Annotated in this window: 2 protein-coding genes; both read right to left on the bottom strand. The window is 73.1% G+C overall.

What is annotated here, in order from left to right:
- Positions 1-14: 14 nt before the first annotated feature.
- On the bottom strand, positions 15-10799 hold the full coding sequence (locus D7318_RS19575; protein WP_120698422.1) for a type I polyketide synthase: 10785 nt from the start codon (positions 10797-10799) through the stop codon (positions 15-17).
- 7 nt (positions 10800-10806) lie between these two features.
- A complete protein-coding gene (locus tag D7318_RS19570; protein ID WP_120698487.1) occupies positions 10807-20868 on the bottom strand; it encodes a type I polyketide synthase in 10062 nt (3353 codons plus the stop codon).
- Between the last annotated feature and the right edge of the window lie 13 nt (positions 20869-20881).

Below are 20881 nucleotides of genomic sequence, written 5' to 3'. Positions count from 1 at the left end.
GCGTCGGCCTTGCGTCAGCCGAGCGCCTCAAGCCACTCGTCGATGACGCGGGCGGTCGTCGGGGCGTCCTCCTGTCCGAGCGTGAAGTGGTGGCCTGGCACAGTGCGCAGGGTGTGCTCGGGGTTCCAGGGCTTGGCCCGCATGTCCGCGGGGTCGACGCCTTCGGGCGGCGCGACGAACGGCTCGGCCGCCTGGACGAACAGGGTGGGCGCGGCCAGCTTCACGGGGTCGAAGCCCTCGAGCACGGTGAAGTAGTGCGGCATCGCGGAGAGCCGCGTCGCGTCGTAGCGGCCGAAGGTGGACTCCATCGCGAGCACCTCCCTCATGAGGTGGTCGAACCCGACGTCCATCGCGGTGTCCTCGACGCGGAAGGTGTCGATCAGGATCAGCCCGGCGGGCGGGGTGCCCACCGTCTCCTCCAGGTGGCGCGCGAGGACGTGGGCGATGATGCCGCCCGAGGAGTAGCCGAGCAGCGCGAACGGCTCGCCATCGGCCGCCGCGAGCACGGCCTCGCCGAGCACCCGCACGAGCGCGTCGGTCGAGCCGGGCAGCGGCTCGCCGCGTTGGAAGCCGGGCAGCGGCATCGCCGACACCGTTCTGATGTCGCGGAACTCCGAGCCCAGCCTGGCGTGTTGGTGCACGCCGCCGCCCGCCATGGGCGTGGCGAGGCAGATCAGCCGGGTGCGGCCAGGGCCCTCGGCGAGCCGCACGGCCCCGGGTGCGCGGTCGAGGTCGTCGGGCGAGGCGAACGTGGGCCGCAGGGCGGCGACCGCCGAGAGCAGCCTGATCGCGCCCGCGCCGTCCTCGGCCCGCACGGCCCGCCGGAACAACTCGGTGACGGTCTCGTCCGCGTCGGCCTCGGGCCCCGAGGCCTCGGCGACGGGCGCCGCCGCCGAGGCGAGCTCGTCGGTGAGGAGGCGGGCCAGAGTGGCGGGGTTCTTGCCGTCGAACACCGCCATGGTGGGCAGCGTGAGGCCGGTGGCGGCGTTGAGCGCGGTGCGCAGCTCCATCGCGGAGAGCGAGTCGAACCCGGACTCCAGGAAGTCCCGGTCGGGGTCGACGGCTTCGGCGCCCTCGTGCCCGAGCACGGCGGCGGCCAGGCCGAGCACCAGCTCGCGCAGCCTGCCCTCGCGCCGGTCGGCGGGCAGCGCCGCCAGCTCGCGGCGCAGCGCGTCGGGCTCGGGGCCCGCGCCGCCGCCCGCCGCGCGGCGCCGGGCGCCGCCCTGGACCAACCCGCGGAGCAGCAGGGGCGGTTCACCGGCGCCGCCGCCGCGCAGCACCCCGAGGTCGAGGCCCATCGGCACGAGCACGGGCTCGGACCTGGTGGAGGCGGCGTCGAAGAGCGCGAGGCCGTCCTCAGGGGTCAGCGCGGGCGTTCCCTGGCGGCGCATCCTCCGCAGGTCGACCTCGCTCAGGCGCGCGCCCATGCCACCGCCGTCCCACAGCCCCCAGGCGAGGGACTGCGCGGGCAGCCCGTCGGCGCGGCGCCGCTCGGCGAGGGCGTCGACGAACGTGTTGGCGGCGGCGTAGTTGCCCTGGCCCGGCGCGCCGAGCACGCCCGCGACGGACGAGAACAGCACAAACGCGGACAGGTCGTGGTCGCGGGTCAGCTCGTGCAGGTTGAGCGCGCCGTTCACCTTGGGGCGCAGCACATGGTCGAGGCTGTGCGGCGTCAGGTTGGCGATCACGGCGTCGGCGAGCACGCCCGCCGTGTGCACGACGGCGCCGAGGGAGCGCCCGGCGAGCAGCGCGCCGAGGGCGGCGCGGTCGGCGACGTCGCACGCGGCGATCTCGACGGTCGCACCGAGGCCGGTCAGCTCGCGGTGGAGGTCGGCGGCGCCTTCGGCCGCCATGCCGCGGCGGCTGGTGAGCAGCAGGTCGGCGACGCCGTGCCGGGTGACCAGGTGGCGGGCGACGAGCGCGCCGAGGCCGCCCGTTCCCCCGGTGATCAGGACCGTTCCGCCGTGCCCCCAGGGGGACTCGGCGTCCGGCTCCACCGGGGTGCGCGCCAGGCGCGGCGCCATGAGGTCGCCGTCGACGAGCCGCAGCTCGGGCTCGCCCGACGCGATGGCCCTGGCGATCGCCCCGGGGTCGTCGCCTTCCGTGTCGAGGAGCGCGAAGCGCTCGGGCTCCTCGGCGCGGGCGGCGCGGACCAGGCCCCACGCGGCGGCGTGGGCGAGGTCGTCGCCGCGGGTGACCACCAGGAGCCTGCGCTCGGCGAAACGCTTGTCGGCGAGCCACTCCTGAACGGCCCGCAGCGTGTGGTGGGTGACAGTCCTGACGTCATCGGCGAGGTCGCCCGTGCCGCGCGGCAGGGTCAACGCGACGGTGGTTGGCACCTGTTCGGGCAGCTCGGCCAGGTCGGCGACCTTCGTCCACTCGGCCTCGGCGGCGGGGGCGTCGACCCGGGTCAAGGCGATGTGGAAGAGGGAGTCACCGGGCCCGGCGGGCGCCGGGGCCAGCTGCTCGGCGGAGACCTCGCGGGAGATCAGCGACTCGACGGTGGCGACGGGGCGCCCCTCGGTGTCGGCGACGTGGATGGCCATGCCGCCCTCCCCCTTGGGGGTGAGCCTGACGCGCGCGGCGGTGGCGCCCGAGGCGTGCAGCCTGACCCCCTTCCAGGCGAACGGCAGGGCGGTCGTCCCGTCGTCGGCCGAGGCGAGCATGAGCGCGTGCAGCGCGGAGTCGAGCAACGCGGGGTGGAGCACGAAGCGCTCGGCGCCCGCCGTGTCGTCGAGCGCGACCTCGGCGAACGTCTCGTCACCGACGCGCCAGGCCGCCCTGAGCCCCTGGAACGCGGGCCCGTAGGCGTAGCCGAACTCCCTGAGGCGCGCGTAGCCGTCGTCGATGGCGATGGCCGCATCCGGCGGGGGCGGCCAGGCGGCCGACGCGCCCGGCTCCGCGGGCGCCGCCGTGCCGGGGTCATCGGTGGCCAGCAGGCCCTCGGCGTGCAGGGTCCACTGCGCGTCCTCGTCGGCGTTCTCGGCCCGCGCGTGAACGGTGAGGGGGCGCCGCCCCGCGTCGTCGACCGGCTCGCCGACCGTGAGCCGCAGCCGCACGCCGCCGCCCTCGGGCAGGGCCAGTGGCGCCCGCAGCGTCAGCTCGTCAAGGACGCGGCAGCCGACCTGGTCGCCCGCGCGCACGGCCAGCTCGACGAACGCCGTGCCGGGCAGCAGCGTCGTGCCGAGCACCGCGTGGTCGGCGAGCCAGGGCTGGGCGTCCGTCGACAGGCGCCCGGTGAACACGACCGTCTCCGCGCCGGGAACGGCGATCTCGGCGCTGAGCAGCGGGTGTCCGAGGGCGGTGAGGCCCATGGAGGCGGCGTTCCCGCCACCCGCGGCGTCGGGCTCGGACAGCCAGTACCGCTTGCGTTGGAAGGCGTAGGTGGGCAGGTCGACGCGGCGGGCGCCGCGCCCCGCGAGGACGGCGCTCCAGTCGGGGGACACGCCGGTGGTGTGGAGGTGGCCGATCGCCGTGAGCAGCGTCGCGGCCTCGGGCCTGTCGCGGCGCAGCGTGGCCACCGCGGCGGCGTCGGGGGCCGTCTGCCGCGCCATCGCGGTGAGGATCCCGTCGGGGCCGATCTCAAGAAAGCGTGTGACGCCCTCGTCTTCGAGGTGGCGCACATCGTCGGCGAAGCGGACCGCGTCGCGCACATGCCGCACCCAGTGGTCCGCCGAGGCGACGTCCTTGGGCAGGCGGATCCTCGGCCGGTGGTAGGTGAGGGACTCGGCGACCTCGCGGAAGTCGTCGAGCATCGGGTCCATGAGGGGTGAGTGGAACGCGTGGGACACCTTCAACCGGGTCTGCTTGCGGTCGGCGAAGTGCTCGGCGATCGCGTTCACCGCGTCCTCGGCGCCCGAAACCACCACGGACGAAGGGCCGTTGACCGCGGCCAGGCTCACCTTGTCGGTGAGCAGCGGGGTGACCTCGTCCTCGGTGGCCTGGATCGCCACCATCGCGCCACCCGAGGGCAAGGCCTGCATCAGGCGGCCACGGGCCACGATCAGCCGGGCCGCGTCCTCGAGGCTCAGGACTCCGGCGACATGCGCGGCGGCCAGCTCACCGATCGAGTGCCCTGCGACGAAGTCCGGTGTGATTCGCCATGATTCAACGAGACGGTAGAGGGCGACTTCGAGGGCGAAGATCGCGGGCTGGGTGAACCCGGTCCGGTTCAACGCCTCCTGATCCTCGCCCCAGACAATGTCCTTCAGCGGCAGGCCCGTTGCCTCGCACACCGCGTCGAACGCCTCGGCGAACACCGGGAACGCGTCGTACAACTCCCGGCCCATGCCGATGCGTTGACTCCCCTGCCCGGTGAAGAGAAACGCCAGCCTGCCCTCGGCGCGCTTGCCGGTGACCAGGGAGGGCGAGGTCGCTCCGTCGGCCAGCGCGGCCAGGCCCGCGAGCAGCGCCGCCCGGTCGTCGGCCACGACCGTGGCGCGGTGTTCGAGGGCGGCGCGGCCGGTCGCAAGCGACAGGGCCACATCGGCGGCGGCAAGCTCGGGCCGCTCGTCCAGGTGGGAGTGGAGGCGTTCGGCCTGGGCCCGCAGCGCCTCCTGGCTCCTGGCCGACACCACCAGTGGAACGACCGGCAACTCCCGGCGTTCCACCGGGGTTTCCCGGGCCTCGGGCGCCTCCTCGATGATGACGTGCGCGTTGGTACCGCTGATCCCGAAGGACGACACGGCCGCGCGGCGCGGGGCCCCGCCCTCGGGCCACCCGCGGTTCTCGGTGAGCAGCCTGACCTCGCCCGCCGACCACTCCACCTGGGGCGTGGGCTCATCGACGTGCAGGGTCCTCGGCATAACGCCGTGCCGCATCGCCTCGATGACCTTGATGATCCCGGCGACACCGGCGGCGGCCTGCGTGTGACCGATGTTGGACTTGATCGAGCCGAGCCACAGGGGGCGTTCGTCGGAGCGCTCCCGGCCATAGGTGGCGAGCAGCGCCTGCGCCTCGATCGGGTCGCCCAGGGTCGTTCCCGTGCCATGTCCCTCGACCATGTCGATGTCGTCGGCGGACAGCCGCGCGTTGGCCAACGCCTGCCGGATGACGCGCTGTTGGGAGGGGCCGTTGGGCGCGGTGAGGCCATTGCTGGCGCCGTCCTGGTTGACGGCCATGCCACGCACGACCGCGAGGACGGGGTGGCCGTTGCGCCGGGCGTCGGAGAGGCGTTCGACCAGCAGCATGCCCACGCCCTCGCCCCAGCCGACGCCATCGGCGGCGGCCGCGTACGACTTGCAGCGCCCGTCGGACGACAGGCCGCGCTGGCGGCTGAACTCGATGAGCGTCTCGGGCGTGGCCATCACCGTCACGCCGCCCGCGAGCGCGAGCGAGCACTCCCCCGAGCGCAGGGCCGAGATGGCCTGGTGGAGCGCGACGAGGGAGGACGAGCACGCGGTGTCGACCGTCACCGCGGGCCCTTCGAGGCCCAGGGTGTAGGCGACGCGGCCCGAGGCGATCGCGCCGGTGCTGCTGTTGTAGGTGTAGTCGTGGTACATCATCCCGGTGAACACGCCGGTCGCGCTGCCCTTCAACGACAGCGGGTCGATCCCGGCGCGTTCGAGCGCCTCCCACGACGCCTCGAGCAGCAGCCGCTGCTGCGGGTCCATCACCAGCGCCTCATTGGGCGCGATCCCGAAGAACTCGGGGTCGAACTCCCCCGCGTCGTAGAGGAATCCACCCTCGCGCGTGTAGCTCTTGCCCGGGCGCCCCGGCTCCGGGTCGTAGATGCTCGCCTCGTCCCAGCCGCGGTCGCCAGGGAACCGCGATACGGCGTCGACCCCTTCGGCGACCAGCCGCCACAGCTCCTCGGGCGAGGCCGCGCCGGGGTAGCGGCAGCTCATCCCCACGATCGCGATCGGCTCACCGGGAGCCGCCTGCGCGGCGGCGGCCACGAGCGCGCCCGCGGCGTCATGGCGCGCGTCACCGTGCTCGGGCACCAGCTCGCCGAGCAGGTGCTCGGCCAGCACGCGGGCGTTGGGGTAGTCGAAGATCAATGTGGGGGGCAGCCGCAGACCGGAGGCGCCGTTGAGGGAGTTACGGAACTCCACCGCGCCGAGCGAGTCGAACCCCAGGTCCTTGAAGGCCCGTTCGGGCTCGATCGCCTCGGGGCCCGCGTGTCCGAGCACGGCCGCGGCGTGGGCGCGGACCAGGGTCAGCAGCTCGTCGTGGCGCTCGGTCTCGGGCAGCGCGGCGAGCCGCTGCCGGAGCGCCGCGGCGCCGCCCTCGTGCTCGGCCGACGCGGCGCGCCTGGCGGTGCCGCGCACCAGGCCGCGGAGGATCGGCGGCACCTCGGACGCGTCGAGCGCCCTGGGGTCCAGATGCATCGGCACCAGCAGGGGCGTCGCCAACGCGCTTGCCACGTCCAGGAGTCGCAGCCCCTGCTCGGCGGAGAGCCCGACCATGCCCGCGCGGTCGATCCGGTCGCGGTCGCGGCCGGCGAGCTCCCCCGCCATGCCGGAGTCGGTGGCCCACATGCCCCAGGCGAGGGACTGCGCGGGCAGGCCATGGGCGCGGCGGTGGGCGGCGAGGGCGTCGAGGAACGCGTTGGCCGCCGCGTAGTTGCCCTGCCCAGGCCCTCCGATCACCCCGGCCGCCGAGGAGAAGAGGACAAACGCCGTGAGGTCCATGTCCCGGGTCAGCTCATGGAGGTTGAGCGCCGCCACCGCCTTGGGTTCGATCACGGCGTCCAGGCGTGCGGGGGTCAACGAGGCGAGCACGCCGTCGTCCAGCACACCGGCCGCGTGCACCACGCCCGTGAGGGAACGCCCCGCAAGCAGCTCGGCCAGCGCCTCACGGTCCGCGACATCACACGCCGCCACCTCCACCTCGGCCCCGAGCCCCGTCAGCTCCGCCACCAACTCCGCCGCGCCTGGCGCGTCTCCGCCCCTTCGGCTGGTCAACAACAGCCGCCGCACGCCGTGTTCGGACACCAGATGCCGCGCGACCAGACCACCGAGCGCGCCGGACGCACCGGTGATCAGCACCGATTCACCGAACACCGACGACGGCTCCGACTCCGCGACCGACGCGGCCCGCAGCCGGGGCACCAAGCACCTGCCACCCCGCACCGCGACCTGCGGCTCACCCGTCGCCAACGCCAACGCGACGGCCGAGTCCTCCTCACCATCCACCACATCGACCAGCACAAAGCGCCCCGGATCCTCCGACTGCGCACTCCGCACCAGACCCCAGGCCGCCGCACCCACAAGGTCGGTGACATCCTCACCGTCCACCGACACCGCGCCCCGGGTCACCACGGCAAGGGTCCCGCTCTCCGCCTGCATCGCCTCGAGGAGGGGATGCAGCGCGGACGGCACGTCGCCGCCGTCGGGCCGCCACACGTTGACGCCGTCGAGCGCGGCACCGGCGCCGGAGGCCACCGGTGTCCACTCCACCTGGAACAGCGAGTCCACACGCGCCAGCGAAGGGGCGGACAGCTCGCGCAGCGACAGGGACTCGACCGAGACCACCGGCTGGCCCGCGCCGTCCACCGCGTCGAGGGAGACCTGGTCCTGGCCGGTTGACACCAGCCGGACGCGCAGCACGCCGGCGCCGCTGGCGTGCAGGGTCACGCCCGCCCAGGAGAACGGCAGGATCACCCGCTCGTCGTCCGAAAGCAGCGGAATGGCGTGCAGGGCCGAGTCAAGCAGCGCCGGGTGGAGCCCGAACCGGCCCGCGTCCCCGGACAGCACGACCTCGGCGAACACCTCGTCGCCGCGCCGCCAGGCGGACTTCAACCCCTGGAACGCCGGGCCGTAGGCCACCCCGGCCTCCGCCAACTCGCCGTAGAGCCCGGCCACTTCGACCGGCTCGGCCCCGGCGGGTGGCCACTGCGTCACCGCATCGGCCGCGCCGCCCGCGCCCGAGGCGAGCGTTCCGGCGGCGTGGCGGGCCCACGGCAGATGGAGATCGTCCTCGCCACGGGCATAGACCTCCACCGGGCGGCGCCCCGACCCGTCGTCCGAGCCCACCACCACCTGAACGGCCATCGCACCACGCTCGGGAAGAACCAGCGGCGCCTCGATCGTCAACTCATCGACCCGCCCATGACCCACCTCGTCACCCGCGCGCACCGCCAACTCCACAAACCCCGTACCCGGGAACAACACCGCACCCGCGATCACATGATCCGCGAGCCACGGCTGCGACCCCACCGACAGACGACCGGTCAACACCACCTGATCCGCACCCGCCACCGCCACCGCCGCATCGAGCAGCGGATGGTCGGCGGTCTCGAGACCGCGCCCTGATTCGAGCCAGAACGTCTGGCGTTCGAACGGGTAGGTCGGCAGATCCACGCGCCGCGCCCCGCGCCCGCCGAGAACGGCCTCCCAGTCGACCCGCACCCCGGCGGCGAACAGCCGCCCGATGCCCGTGAACAGGCTTTCCACCTCGGCCCGTTGGCGGCGCAGCGTGGCCGCGACGGTGCCGTCGTCGAGCTGCCGCACCATGGCCGTCAGCACGCCGTCGGGGCCGATCTCCAGGAAGCGGGTCACGCCCTCGCCCTGCAACCGGCGCACATCGTCGGCGAAACGGACCGCGTCGCGGACGTGCCGCACCCAGTAGTCGGCCGAGGCGACGTCCTTGGGGAAGCGGATCTCGGGGCGCTCGTAGGTGAGGGACTCGGCGACCTCGCGGAAGTCGTCCAGCATCGGGTCCATGAGCGGTGAATGGAACGCATGGGACACCTTCAACCGGCTCTGCTTGCGGTCGGCGAAGCGCCCGACCACCGCGTTCACCGCGTCCTCGGCACCCGAAACCACCACGGACGAAGGACCGTTGACCGCCGCCAGGCTCACCTCACCGGTGAGCAGCGGAAGCACCTCCTCCTCCGTCGCCTGGATCGCCACCATCGCCCCACCCGAAGGCAACGCCTGCATCAGACGACCACGGGCCACGATCAGCCGCGCCGCGTCCTCAAGGCTCAACACCCCCGCCACATGCGCGGCCGCCAGCTCACCGATCGAGTGCCCCGCCACGAAGTCCGGGCGGATCCCCCACGATTCAACGAGCCGATACAGGGCCACTTCGAGCGCGAAGATCGCGGGCTGGGTGAACCCGGTCCGGTTCAACGCCTCCGGATCCTCACCCCAGACAACATCCTTCAGGGGTAAGCCCGTTGCCTCACCCACCGCGTCGAACGCCTCGGCGAACACCGGAAACGCCTCATACAACTCCCGCCCCATGCCAAGGCGTTGACTCCCCTGCCCGGTGAAGAGAAACGCCAGCTTCCCCTCGGCGACCGAGCCGGTGATGGTCTCGGAGCCGATCAGCACCGTGCGGTGCTCAAGGGCGGCCCGGCCCGTCGCGGCCGAGTACGCCACGTCGAGCTCGTCCCCTTCGAGGGCGGTGACCTGGTCGAGCTGGCTCCTGAGCGCGGTGCGCGTCCTGGCCGACACCACCAGTGGAACGACCGGCAACTCCCGGCGCTCCACGGGCGTTTCCTCGGCCTCGGGCGCCTCCTCGATGATGACGTGCGCGTTGGTGCCGCTGATCCCGAACGACGACACGGCGGCGCGGCGCGGACGGCCCTCGTCCGGCCACTCCCGCGCCTCGGTGAGCAGCCGAACGTCACCCGCCGCCCAGTCCACCTGGGGCGTGGGCTCGTCCACGTGCAGGGTCCTGGGCATGACGCCGTGCCGCATCGCCTCGATGACCTTGATGATCCCGGCGACGCCAGCGGCGGCCTGCGTGTGACCGATGTTGGACTTGATCGATCCCAACCACAGCGGACGCCCCTCGGAGCGGTCCTGGCCATAGGTGGCGAGCAGCGCCTGCGCCTCGATCGGGTCGCCCAGGGTCGTTCCCGTGCCATGTCCCTCGACCATGTCGATCTGGTCGGCGGACAGCCGCGCGTTGGCCAACGCCTGCCGGATCACCCGGCGTTGGGAAGGACCGTTCGGGGCCGTGAGGCCATTGCTCGCGCCGTCCTGGTTGACGGCCATGCCGCGCACGACCGCGAGCACCTGGTGGCCGTTGCGCCGGGCGTCGGAGAGGCGCTCGACCAGCAGCATGCCCACGCCCTCGGCCCACCCCGTGCCGTCGGCGGCGGCCGCGTACGACTTGCAGCGCCCGTCGGGCGCAAGCCCGCGCTGGTGGCTCATCTCGATCAGCGTCTCGGGCGTGGCCATCACCGTCACGCCACCCGCGAGCGCCAGCGAGCACTCGCCCGAGCGCAGCGCCGAGATGGCGTGGTGCAGGGCGATCAGCGACGACGAGCAGGCCGAGTCGACCGTGACGGCCGGGCCTTCGAGCCCGAGGGTGTAGGCGACGCGGCCCGAGGCAATGGCGCCCGTGCTGTTGTTGTAGGTGTAGTCGTGGTACATCATCCCGGCGAACACACCGGTCGCGGTGCCCTTGAGCAACGTGGGGTCGATCCCCGCGCGTTCGAGCACCTCCCAGGACGCCTCGAGCAGGAGCCGCTGCTGCGGGTCGATGATCAGCGCCTCGTTGGGCGCGATCCCGAAGAAGCCGGGGTCGAACTCGCCCGCGTCGTAAAGGAATCCGCCCTCGCGCGTATAGGTCTTGAAGGGCAGCCCCGGCTCGGGGTCATAGATCCCTTCGATGTCCCAGCCGCGATTGGTGGGAAACCCCGAGACGGCGTCAACCCCACCGTCAACCAGTCGCCACAGCTCCTCGGGCGAGGCCGCGCCGGGGTAGCGGCAGCTCATCCCCACGATCGCGATCGGCTCGCGGGCGGCGGCCTGAAGGGCGCGGTTGCGCGCGCGGAGGTTCTCGGTCTCCTTGAGCGACGCACGCAGCGCCGCCACGAGTTTCTGGTCGGTGTCGGGCATCGTGTCCTCAGGCCTCTCGCGCGGCGTCGTCCAGGTCGGTGTCGTGCAGGGCCATGCTGATCAGGGCTTCGGCGTCCATCGCGTCGATCGAGTCCGGTTCGGGCTCGGGTTCGACCGCGGCGGCGGCGGTGGGGGCGGCGCCGGCGAGTTCGAGCAGGGTGTCCATCAGCCCGGCGTCGCGGAGCCGGGTGAGCGGGATGGACCCGAGCAGGCGGCGGATCCGCTCCTCGTGGTCGACCGTGTCACCTCCGCTGCCGTGGTCGGGCGTCACTTCGCTCACCAAGTGGTCGGCCAGCACACGGGCGTTGGGGTAGTCGAAGATCAACGTGGGAGGCAGCCGCAGCCCGGCCGCGGCGTTGAGGGTGTTGCGGAACTCGACCGCGCCGAGCGAGTCGAACCCCAGGTCCTTGAAGGCCCGTTCGGGCTCGATCGCCTCGGGGCCGGTGTGCCCGAGGACGGCCGCGGCGTGGGCGCGGACCAGGGTCAGCAGCTCGTCGTACCGCTCGTCGGCGTGCATCCCGGCGAGCCGCTGCCGCAGCGCGTCCGCGCCGCCCTCGTGCTCGGCTGCGGCGACGCGCCGCGTGGCGCCGCGCACCAGGGCGCGGAGGATCGGCGGCAGATCGGCCGTGTCGAGCGCCCTGATGTCCAGGTTGACGGGCACCAGCACGGGCGCGGCCAACGCGCTCGCCACGTCGAGGAGTCGCAGCCCCTGCTCGGCGGAGAGCCCGAGGATGCCCGCGCGGTCGATCCGGTGGCGGTCGCGTTCCGCGAGGTCCCCCACCATGCCGGAGTCGGTGGCCCAGGGGCCCCAGGCGAGGGCCTGCGCGGGCAGGCCATGGGCGCGGCGGTGGGCGGCGAGGGCGTCGAGGAACGCGTTGGCCGCCGCGTAGTTGCCCTGGCCGGGCCCTCCGATCACCCCGGCGAAGGAGGAGAAGAGGACAAAGGCGCTCAGGTCCATGTCCCGGGTCAGCTCGTGCAGATGGAGCGCCGCGTCCACCTTGGGCCGCAGCACACGGTCCACACGCTCGGGCGTCAACGACCCGATCACGCCGTCGTCCAGCACACCCGCCGCGTGCACCACGCCCGTGAGGGAGCGCCCCGCAAGCAGCTCGGCCAGCGCCTCGCGGTCGGCGACGTCACACGCCGCCACCTCCACCTCGGTGCCAAGCCCCGTCAGCTCCGCCACCAACTCCGCCGCGCCTGGCGCGTCTCCGCCCCTTCGGCTGGTCAACAACAGCCGTCGCACCCCGTGTTCGGACACCAGATGCCGTGCGACCAGACCACCGAGCGCGCCGGAGGCACCGGTGATCAGCACCGATTCACCGAACACCGACGACGGCTCCGACTCCGTCACCGAGACGGCCCGCAGCCGGGGCACCAAGCACCTGCCACCCCGCACCGCGACCTGCGGCTCACCCGTCGCCAACGCCAACGCGACGGCCGAGTCCTCCTCACCATCCACCACATCGACCAGCACAAAGCGCCCCGGATCCTCCGACTGCGCACTCCGCACCAGACCCCAGGCCGCCGCACCCGCGAGATCGGTGACATCCTCACCGTCCACCGACACCGCACCCCGGGTCACCACGACAAGGGTCCCGCTCTCCGCCTGCATCGCCTTCAGCAGGGAGTCGAGCACGGAGTGCACGTCGTCACCCTCGGCCCGCCACACCTTGGCGTCACCGGACGTGGCACCGCTCGACGCCACCGGTGTCCACTCCACCTGGAAGAGCGAGTCCACACGCGCCAGCGAGGGCGCGGACAGCTCGCGCAGCGACAGGGTGCCGACGGAGATGACGGGCTGGCCCGCGCCATCGGCCGCGTCCAGGGTCACCTGGTCGTGGCCCGTCGAGGACACGCGAACGCGCAGCGTGCTGGCGCCCGTTGCGTGGAGCTCGACCCCGGCCCAGGAGAACGGCAGGACGACCCGGTCCTCGTCGAGCAGGAGCGGGATGGCGTGCAGGGCCGCGTCGAGCAGCGCGGGGTGGAGCCCGAACCGGCCCGCTTCGCCGGGCAGCGCGATCTCGGCGAACACCTCGTCGTCGCGCCGCCAGGCCGCCTTGAGCCCCTGGAAGACCGGCCCGTAGGCGACCCCGGCCTCGGCCAGGCCCTCGTACATGCCCGCGACCTTCAGCGGCTCGGCCCCCGGCGGCGGCCACTGCGCCATGGCGGTCCCTTCGTCGCCGGTGCCCGAGGCGAGCGTTCCGGCGGCGTGGCGGGCCCATGGCAGATGGGCATCGTCCTCGCCACGGGCATAGACCTCCACCGGGCGGCGCCCCGACCCGTCGCCCGGGCCCACCACCACCTGAACGGCCATCGCACCACGCTCGGGAAGCACCAACGGCGCCTCGATCGTCAACTCATCGACCCGCCCGTGACCCACCTCGTCACCCGCGCGCACCGCCAACTCCACAAACCCCGTCCCCGGGAACAACACCGCACCCGCGATCACATGATCCGCGAGCCACGGCTGCGACCCCACCGACAGACGACCGGTCAACACCACCTGATCCGCACCCGCCACCGCCACCGCGGCATCCAACAGCGGATGATCGGAAGCCTCTGCGGCGCGCCCCGACTCGACCCAGAACGACTGACGTTGGAAGGCGTAGGTGGGCAGGTCGACGCGGCGGGCGCCGCGCCCGGCGAGGACGGCGCTCCAGTCGGGGGACACACCCGTGGTGTGGAGGTGGCCGATCGCCGTGAGCAGCGTCGCGGCCTCGGGCCTGTCGCGGCGCAGCGTGGCCACCGCGGCGGCGTCCGGCGCGGTCTGCCGCGCCATCGCGGTGAGGATTCCATCGGGGCCGATCTCAAGAAAGCGTGTGACGCCCTCGCCTTCCAGGTGGCGCACATCGTCGGCGAAACGCACCGCGTCGCGCACATGCCGCACCCAGTAGTCGGCCGACGCGACGTCCTTGGCGAAGGGGATGACCGGCTCGTGGTACGCGACGCTCTCGGCGACCTTGCGGAAGTCATCGAGCATCGGGTCCATCAGCGGTGAATGGAACGCATGGGACACCTTCAACCGGCTCGTCTTGCGGTCGGCGAAGTGCCCGACCACCGCGTCCACCGCGTCCTCGGCACCCGAAACCACCACGGACGAAGGGCCGTTGACCGCCGCCAGGCTCACCTCGCCCTTGAGCAGCGGAAGCACCTCCTCCTCCGTGGCCTGGATCGCCACCATCGCGCCACCCGAAGGCAACGCCTGCATCAGACGACCACGGGCCACGATCAGCCGCGCCGCGTCCTCAAGGCTCAACACCCCCGCCACATGCGCGGCGGCCAGCTCACCGATCGAATGACCCGCCACAAAGTCCGGACGGATCCCCCACGATTCAACGAGCCGATACAGGGCCACTTCGAGCGCGAAGATCGCGGGCTGGGTGAACCCGGTCCGGTTCAACGCCCCCGCGTCCTCACCCCAGATAACATCCTTCAGCGGCAGGCCCGTTGCCTCACCCACCGCGTCGAATGCCTCGGCGAACACCGGAAACGCCTCATACAACTCCCGCCCCATGCCAAGGCGTTGACTCCCCTGCCCGGTGAAGAGAAACGCCAGCCTGCCCTCGCGCGTCATGCCCGTCGCGACGGAGGGCGATGGGCTCCCCTCGGCCAGCGCGGCAAGCCCGGCGAGCAGCCCCGCACGGTCGTCGCCCACGACCGTGGCGCGGTGTTCGAGGGCGGCGCGGCCCGTCGCCAGCGACAGGGCCACATCGGCGGCGGCAAGCTCGGGGCGTTCCGCCACGTGGGAATGGAGGCGTTCGGCCTGGGCCCGCAGCGCCTCCTGGCTCCTGGCCGACACGGTCCATGGCACCGGGCCCGAGACGGTCACGGCCTCCGGGGCCTCGTCCTCGGCCTCCGGCGCCTCCTCGATGATGACGTGCGCGTTGGTACCGCTGATCCCGAACGAGGAGATGCCAGCGCGGCGCGGACGGCCCTCGTCCGGCCACTCCCGTGCCTCGGTCAACAGCCTGACCTCGCCCGCCGCCCACTCCACCTGCCGCGTCGGCTCGTCCACATGCAGGGTCCTGGGCATGACGCCGTGCCGCATCGCCTCGATCATCTTGATGATCGAGGCGACACCGGCGGCGGCCTGCGTGTGGCCGATGTTGGACTTGATCGATCCCAGCCACAGCGGACGCCCCTCGGAGCGGTCCTGGCCATAAGTGGCGAGCAGCGCCTGCGCCTCGATCGGGTCGCCCAGGGTCGTCCCCGTGCCATGCGCCTCGACCGCGTCCACATCGGCAGGGGACAGGCCCGCGTTGGCCAACGCCTGCTTGATCACGCGCTGTTGGGCCGGACCGTTGGGCGCGGTGAGGCCATTGCTCGCGCCGTCCTGGTTGGTGGCCGTGCCGCGCACCACCGCGAGCACGGGGTGGCCATTACGCCGGGCGTCGGACAGGCGCTCGACCAGCAGCACGCCGACGCCCTCGCCCCACCCGGTGCCATCGGCCGCCGCGGCGAACGACTTGCAGCGCCCGTCGCGCGCCAGGCCGCGCTGGTCGCTGAACTCGATGAAGTTCTCCGATGTCGCCATCACGGCGACGCCGCTGGCGAGCGCGAGGGAGCACTCGCCCGAGCGCAGCGCCTGCGCCGCCCAGTGCAGCGCGACAAGCGAGGACGAGCACGCGGTGTCGACCGTCACCGCGGGCCCTTCGAGGCCGAGCGTGTAGGCGACGCGGCCCGAGGCGATGGCGCCCGTGCTGCTGTTGTGGCTGTAGTCGTGGTAGCTCATCCCGGTGAACACGCCGGTCGCGCTGCCCTTCAACGCCGTCGGGTCGATCCCCGCGCGTTCGAGCGCCTCCCACGACGCCTCGAGCAGCAGCCGCTGCTGCGGATCCATCACCAGCGCCTCATTGGGCGCGATCCCGAAGAAGCCGGGGTCGAACTCCCCCGCGTCGTAGAGGAATCCACCCTGGTCGACATAGCTGGTGCCGGGGCGCGTGCCCGTGGGGTCGTAGATGCGGTCCAGATTCCAGCCGCGGTTCGTGGGGAACCCCGAGATGGCGTCAACCCCGCCGTCAACCAGCCGCCACAGCTCCTCGGGCGATGACACCCCGCCCGGGTAGCGGCACGCCATCCCGACGATGGCGATCGGGTCGTCGTCGGCCGGGGCCACGACCCGCCTGACCTGGGCCTCGTCGGCGGTCCCCCACACCTCGTCGAGCAGGTGGCGGGCGAGCACCGCCGGGGTCGGGTAGTCGAACACCAGCGTCGCGGGGAGCTTCAGGCCCGTGGCCCGGCCGAGGCCGTTGCGCAGCTCCATCGCCGCGAGCGAGTCGACACCCAGGTCACGGAAGGTGCGCTCCGGGCCGACGGCCTCGGGGCCCGCGTAGCCGAGGGTCCCTGCGGCCTGGGCGCGGACCAGGGTCAGCAGGGTGTCGAGCCGCTGGTCCTCGGTCAGGCCCACGAGCCGCTGGCGGATCCCGTCGGCGTCGGCGCGGGTGCGGGCGGTGCCGCGTGTGACCACGGGGATCAGGCCACGCAGCACGTCGGGCACCGAGCCGCTGGCGCGGACCGCCGCGAGGTTCAACTTCAGTGGGATGGCGGCGGGTTCGCCCGTGCGGAGCGCCGCGTCGAAGAGGGTGAGGCCGTCGCGGTTGGCGAGCGGGAGGATGCCGCCGCGCTCCATGCGGGTGCGGTCGGCCTCGTTCAGGGTGCCCGCCATGCCGGACGCCTGGCTCCATGGCCCCCAGGCGAGGGCCTGGGCGGGCAGGCCATGGGCGCGGCGGTGGGCGGCGAGGGCGTCGAGGAACGCGTTGGCCGCCGCGTAGTTGCCCTGCCCGGCGACGCCGAGCACGCCAGCGGCGGACGAGAAGAGGACAAAGGCGCTCAGGTCCATGTCCCGGGTCAGCTCGTGCAGATGGAGCGCCGCGTCCACCTTGGGCCGCAGCACACGGTCCACACGCTCGGGCGTCAACGAGGCGAGCACGCCGTCGTCCAGCACACCGGCCGCGTGCACCACGCCCGTGAGGGAACGCCCCGCAAGCAGCTCGGCCAGCGCCTCCCGATCCGCGACATCACACGCCGCCACCTCCACCTCGGCCCCGAGCCCCGTCAACTCCGCCACCAACTCCGCCGCGCCAGGAGCCTCGGAACCCCGACGACTGATCAACAACAGCCGTCGCACCCCGTGTTCGGACACCAGATGCCGCGCGACCAGACCACCGAGCGCGCCGGACGCACCGGTGATCAATACCGATTCACCCAGGGTCGAGGCGGCCTCGTCCGGCGCCCCGACCCGCCGAGCCAGCCGGGGCACCAGGGCGGCGCCCCCGCGGATGACGACCTGGGGCTCGTCGGTGGCCAACGCCAGGTCCACGGCGGCCCGTTCGGCGTCGGGCTCGGTCCCGGAGCCGGTCCCGGGGAGGTCGACCAGGACGAAGCGCCCCGGGTCCTCCGACTGCGCGCTGCGCACCAGGCCCCACACCGCCGCACCCGCGAGGTCGGTGACGTCCTCGCCGTCCGCCGACACCGCGCCCCGCGTGACCACGACGAGGCGTGGGCCCGCGGACTGCAACGCCTCAAGGGCCTGGTTCACCGCGGAACGCGCGTCGGCGCCGTCGATGCGGAGGATGTCCACGTCCGATGGGGCAACGCCGTTGGCCGCGGCGGGAGTCCAGGTGATGCGGTAGAGCGAGTCGGTGTGCGGGGTCCTCAGGTCGGAGACGGGTCGCAGGGTCAGGGCCTCGACGGTCGCGACGGGCTCGCCCGCGGCGTCGGCGATCGTCAGGGCCATGGCGCCGTCCGGCAGCCGGGTGACGCGGACCCGCAGGGCGCCCGCGCCCGACGCGTGCAGCTCGACGCCACGCCAGGCGAACGGCAGGTGCGCCGCGTCGTCCTCGGCCGGGCGGGACAGGGCGAACGCGCGCAGGCCCGCGTCGAGGACGGCCGGGTGCAGGCCGAACGCGCCGGGGTCGGCGTTGTCGGGCAGGGTGACCTCGGCGAAGATCTCGTCGCCGCGCCGCCAGGCGGCCTCGATCCCCCGGAAGGCCGGGCCATAGGTCAGGCCCGCGGCGGCGAGCCGGTCGTGGAATCCGTCCAGGTCAACCTGTTCCGCGCCGGTCGGCGGCCACGGGGTCAGCTCGCTCCCGCCCGAGGCGCCCGCGGCGCCCGCGGTGAGCAGGCCGACCGCGTGGCGCGTCCACGGGGCGTCGAGCGCGTTCTCGTCGCGCGCGTACACCGTCAGGGAGCGGGAGGCCGAGGCGTCCGCGGCCCCGACGACGACCTGGACGGCGACGCCGCCGCGCTCGGGGAGGACAAGCGGGGTCTCGACGGTCAGTTCCTCGACGCGGCCGCAGCCGACCTCGTCGCCCGCGCGCACCGCGAGCTCGACAAAGCCGGTGGCGGGGAACACGACGGCGCCGCCCACGACATGGTCGGCCAGCCATGGCTGGGAGCCGACCGAGAGGCGCCCGGTGAACACCAGCTCGTCGGACTCCGCCATCATGACGGTCGCCCCGAGCAGCGGGTGCCGCGCCGCCCCGAGCCCCATGGACGCGGGGTCGGCGTTCGCCGTGCCGTCGATCAGCCAGTACCGCCTGCGCTGGAACGGGTAGGTCGGCAGGTCGACGCGCCGCGCGCCGCGCCCGGCGAACACCGCGCTCCAGTCGACGGGCACACCCGCCGCGTAGAGCCGCCCCACGGCGGCGAGCAGCGTCGCGGTCTCGGGCCGCTCGCGCCTGAGGGTGGCGGTGGCGAGCGCGCCGTCGACCATCGCGCTGAGCACGCCGTCGGGGCCGATCTCAAGGAAGCGGACGTCGCCCTCGTCCCTCAGGCGGCGCACGTCGTCGGCGAAGCGCACCGTGTCGCGGACGTGCCGCACCCAGTAGTCGGCCGAGGCGACGTCCTTGGGGAAGCGGATCTCGGGGCGGTGGTACGTGAGGGACTCGGCGACCTCGCGGAAGTCGTCGAGCATCGGGTCCATGAGGGGTGAATGGAACGCATGGGACACCTTCAACCGGCTCTGCTTGCGGTCGGCGAAGTGCTCGGCGACCGCGTTCACCGCGTCCTCGGCGCCCGAAACCACCACGGACGAAGGGCCGTTGACCGCTGCCAGGCTCACCTCGCCCTTGAGCAGCGGGAGTACCTCTTCCTCCGTCGCCTGGATCGCCACCATCGCGCCACCCGAGGGCAACGCCTGCATCAGACGGCCACGGGCCACGATCAGCCGGGCCGCGTCCTCAAGGCTCAGGACTCCCGCGACATGCGCGGCCGCCACCTCACCGATCGAATGACCCGCCACGAAGTCCGCGCGGATTCCCCATGATTCAACGAGCCGGTACAGCGCCACTTCGAGCGCGAAGATCGCGGGCTGGGTGAACCCGGTCCGGTTCAACGCCTCCGCGTCCCCGCCCCACACCACATCCTTGAGCGGCAGGTCGAGCGCCGCGCACACCGCGTCGAACGCCTCGGCGAACACCGGAAAGGTGTCGTACAACTCCCGGCCCATGCCGAGGCGTTGACTGCCCTGCCCGGTGAAGAGAAACGCGGTGAGGCCGCCGCGGGCCACGTCGACGATGCGCTCCGAGCCGACCAGCACCGCGCGGTGCTCAAGGGGCGCCCGGCCGGTCGCCGCCGAGAACGCCACGTCCAACGCGTCACGCTCCACCGAGGTGACGCGCTCGATCTGGGCGTCGAGCGCCTCGGCCGTCCTCGCCGACAGCACCAGCGGAACGACCGGCAACTCCCGTCGCTCCAGCGGCGTTTCCTCGACGCGTGGGGCCTCCTCGAGGATGATGTGCGCGTTTGTCCCGCTGGCGCCGAACGACGAGACGGCCGCGCGGCGCGGGCTCTCGCCCCGGGGCCAGGCGCGGGTCTCGGTCAGCAGCCTGACGTCGCCCGCCGTCCAGTCCACCTGGGGTGTCGGCTCGTCCACGTGCAGCGTCCTGGGCAGCGAGCCGTTCCGCATCGCCTGCACCATCTTGATGACGCCCGCCACGCCGGCGGCGGCCTGGGTGTGGCCGATGTTGGACTTGATCGAGCCGAGCCAGAGCGGCCGTTCGCCCGAGCGCTCCTGGCCATAGGTGGCGAGGAGCGCCTGCGCCTCGATGGGGTCGCCCAGCGTGGTGCCCGTGCCATGGGCCTCGACGACGTCGATGTCGGACGCGGACAGGCCCGCGTTCGCCAACGCCTGGCGGATGACCCGGCGTTGGGAGGGGCCGTTGGGCGCGGTGAGGCCGTTGCTCGCGCCGTCCTGATTGGTGGCCGTGCCGCGCACGACGGCGAGCACGGGGTGGCCGTTGCGGCGCGCGTCGGAAAGGCGCTCGACCAGCAGCACGCCGACGCCCTCGCTCCAGCCCGTGCCGTCGGCGGTCGAGGCGAACGCCTTGCAGCGGCCGTCAAGGGCCAGGCCGCGCTGTCGGCTGAACTCCACAAAGGTGACGGGGGTTGACATCACCGTGACCCCACCGGCGAGCGCGAGGGAGCACTCCCCGCCGCGCAGCGCCTTGATCGCCAGGTCGAGCGCGACGAGCGACGACGAGCACGCGGTGTCCACCGTGACCGCGGGGCCCTCGAGGCCGAGGGTGTAGGCGACGCGCCCCGAGACCAGCGCTCCGGTCATGCTGCTGTTGGGGTAGTCGTGGTAGACGAGCCCGGCGAACATGCCCGTCGTGCTGCCGCTCAGCGACGAAGGGTCGATCCCGGCCCGCTCGATCGCCTCCCACGAGGTTTCCAGCAGGAGACGCTGCTGGGGGTCCATGAGGGTCGCCTCGTTGGGGCTGATGCCGAAGAACTCGGGGTCGAAGTCGCCCGCGTTCTCCAGGAAGCTGCCGCTGCGGACATAGGTGGTGTTCTCCCGCGCCCCGTCCGGGTCGTACACCCCGTCCAGGTCCCAGCCCCGGTCGGTGGGGAACTCGCCCACCGTGTCCACGCCTTCGGCGACCAGGTCCCACAGGCCCTCGGGCGAGGCCACGCCGCCGGGGAAGCGGCACGCCATTCCCACGATCGCGATCGGCTCCCGATCCCGGTCCTCCACCTCGCGCAGCCGCCGCCGGGTTTGCTGCAACTCTGCGGTGGCGCGCCGGAGATACTCGCGCAGCCGGTCGTCGTTCGCGTCCTTCGACATCGACATCAACCCA

The sequence above is a fragment of the Streptomyces radicis genome (assembly GCF_003626575.1).
In the GTDB taxonomy this organism is placed as follows: domain Bacteria; phylum Actinomycetota; class Actinomycetes; order Streptomycetales; family Streptomycetaceae; genus Streptomyces; species Streptomyces radicis.
Note: the sequence above shows the minus strand (reverse complement) of the source record. Positions and strands in the feature narration are given on the sequence as shown.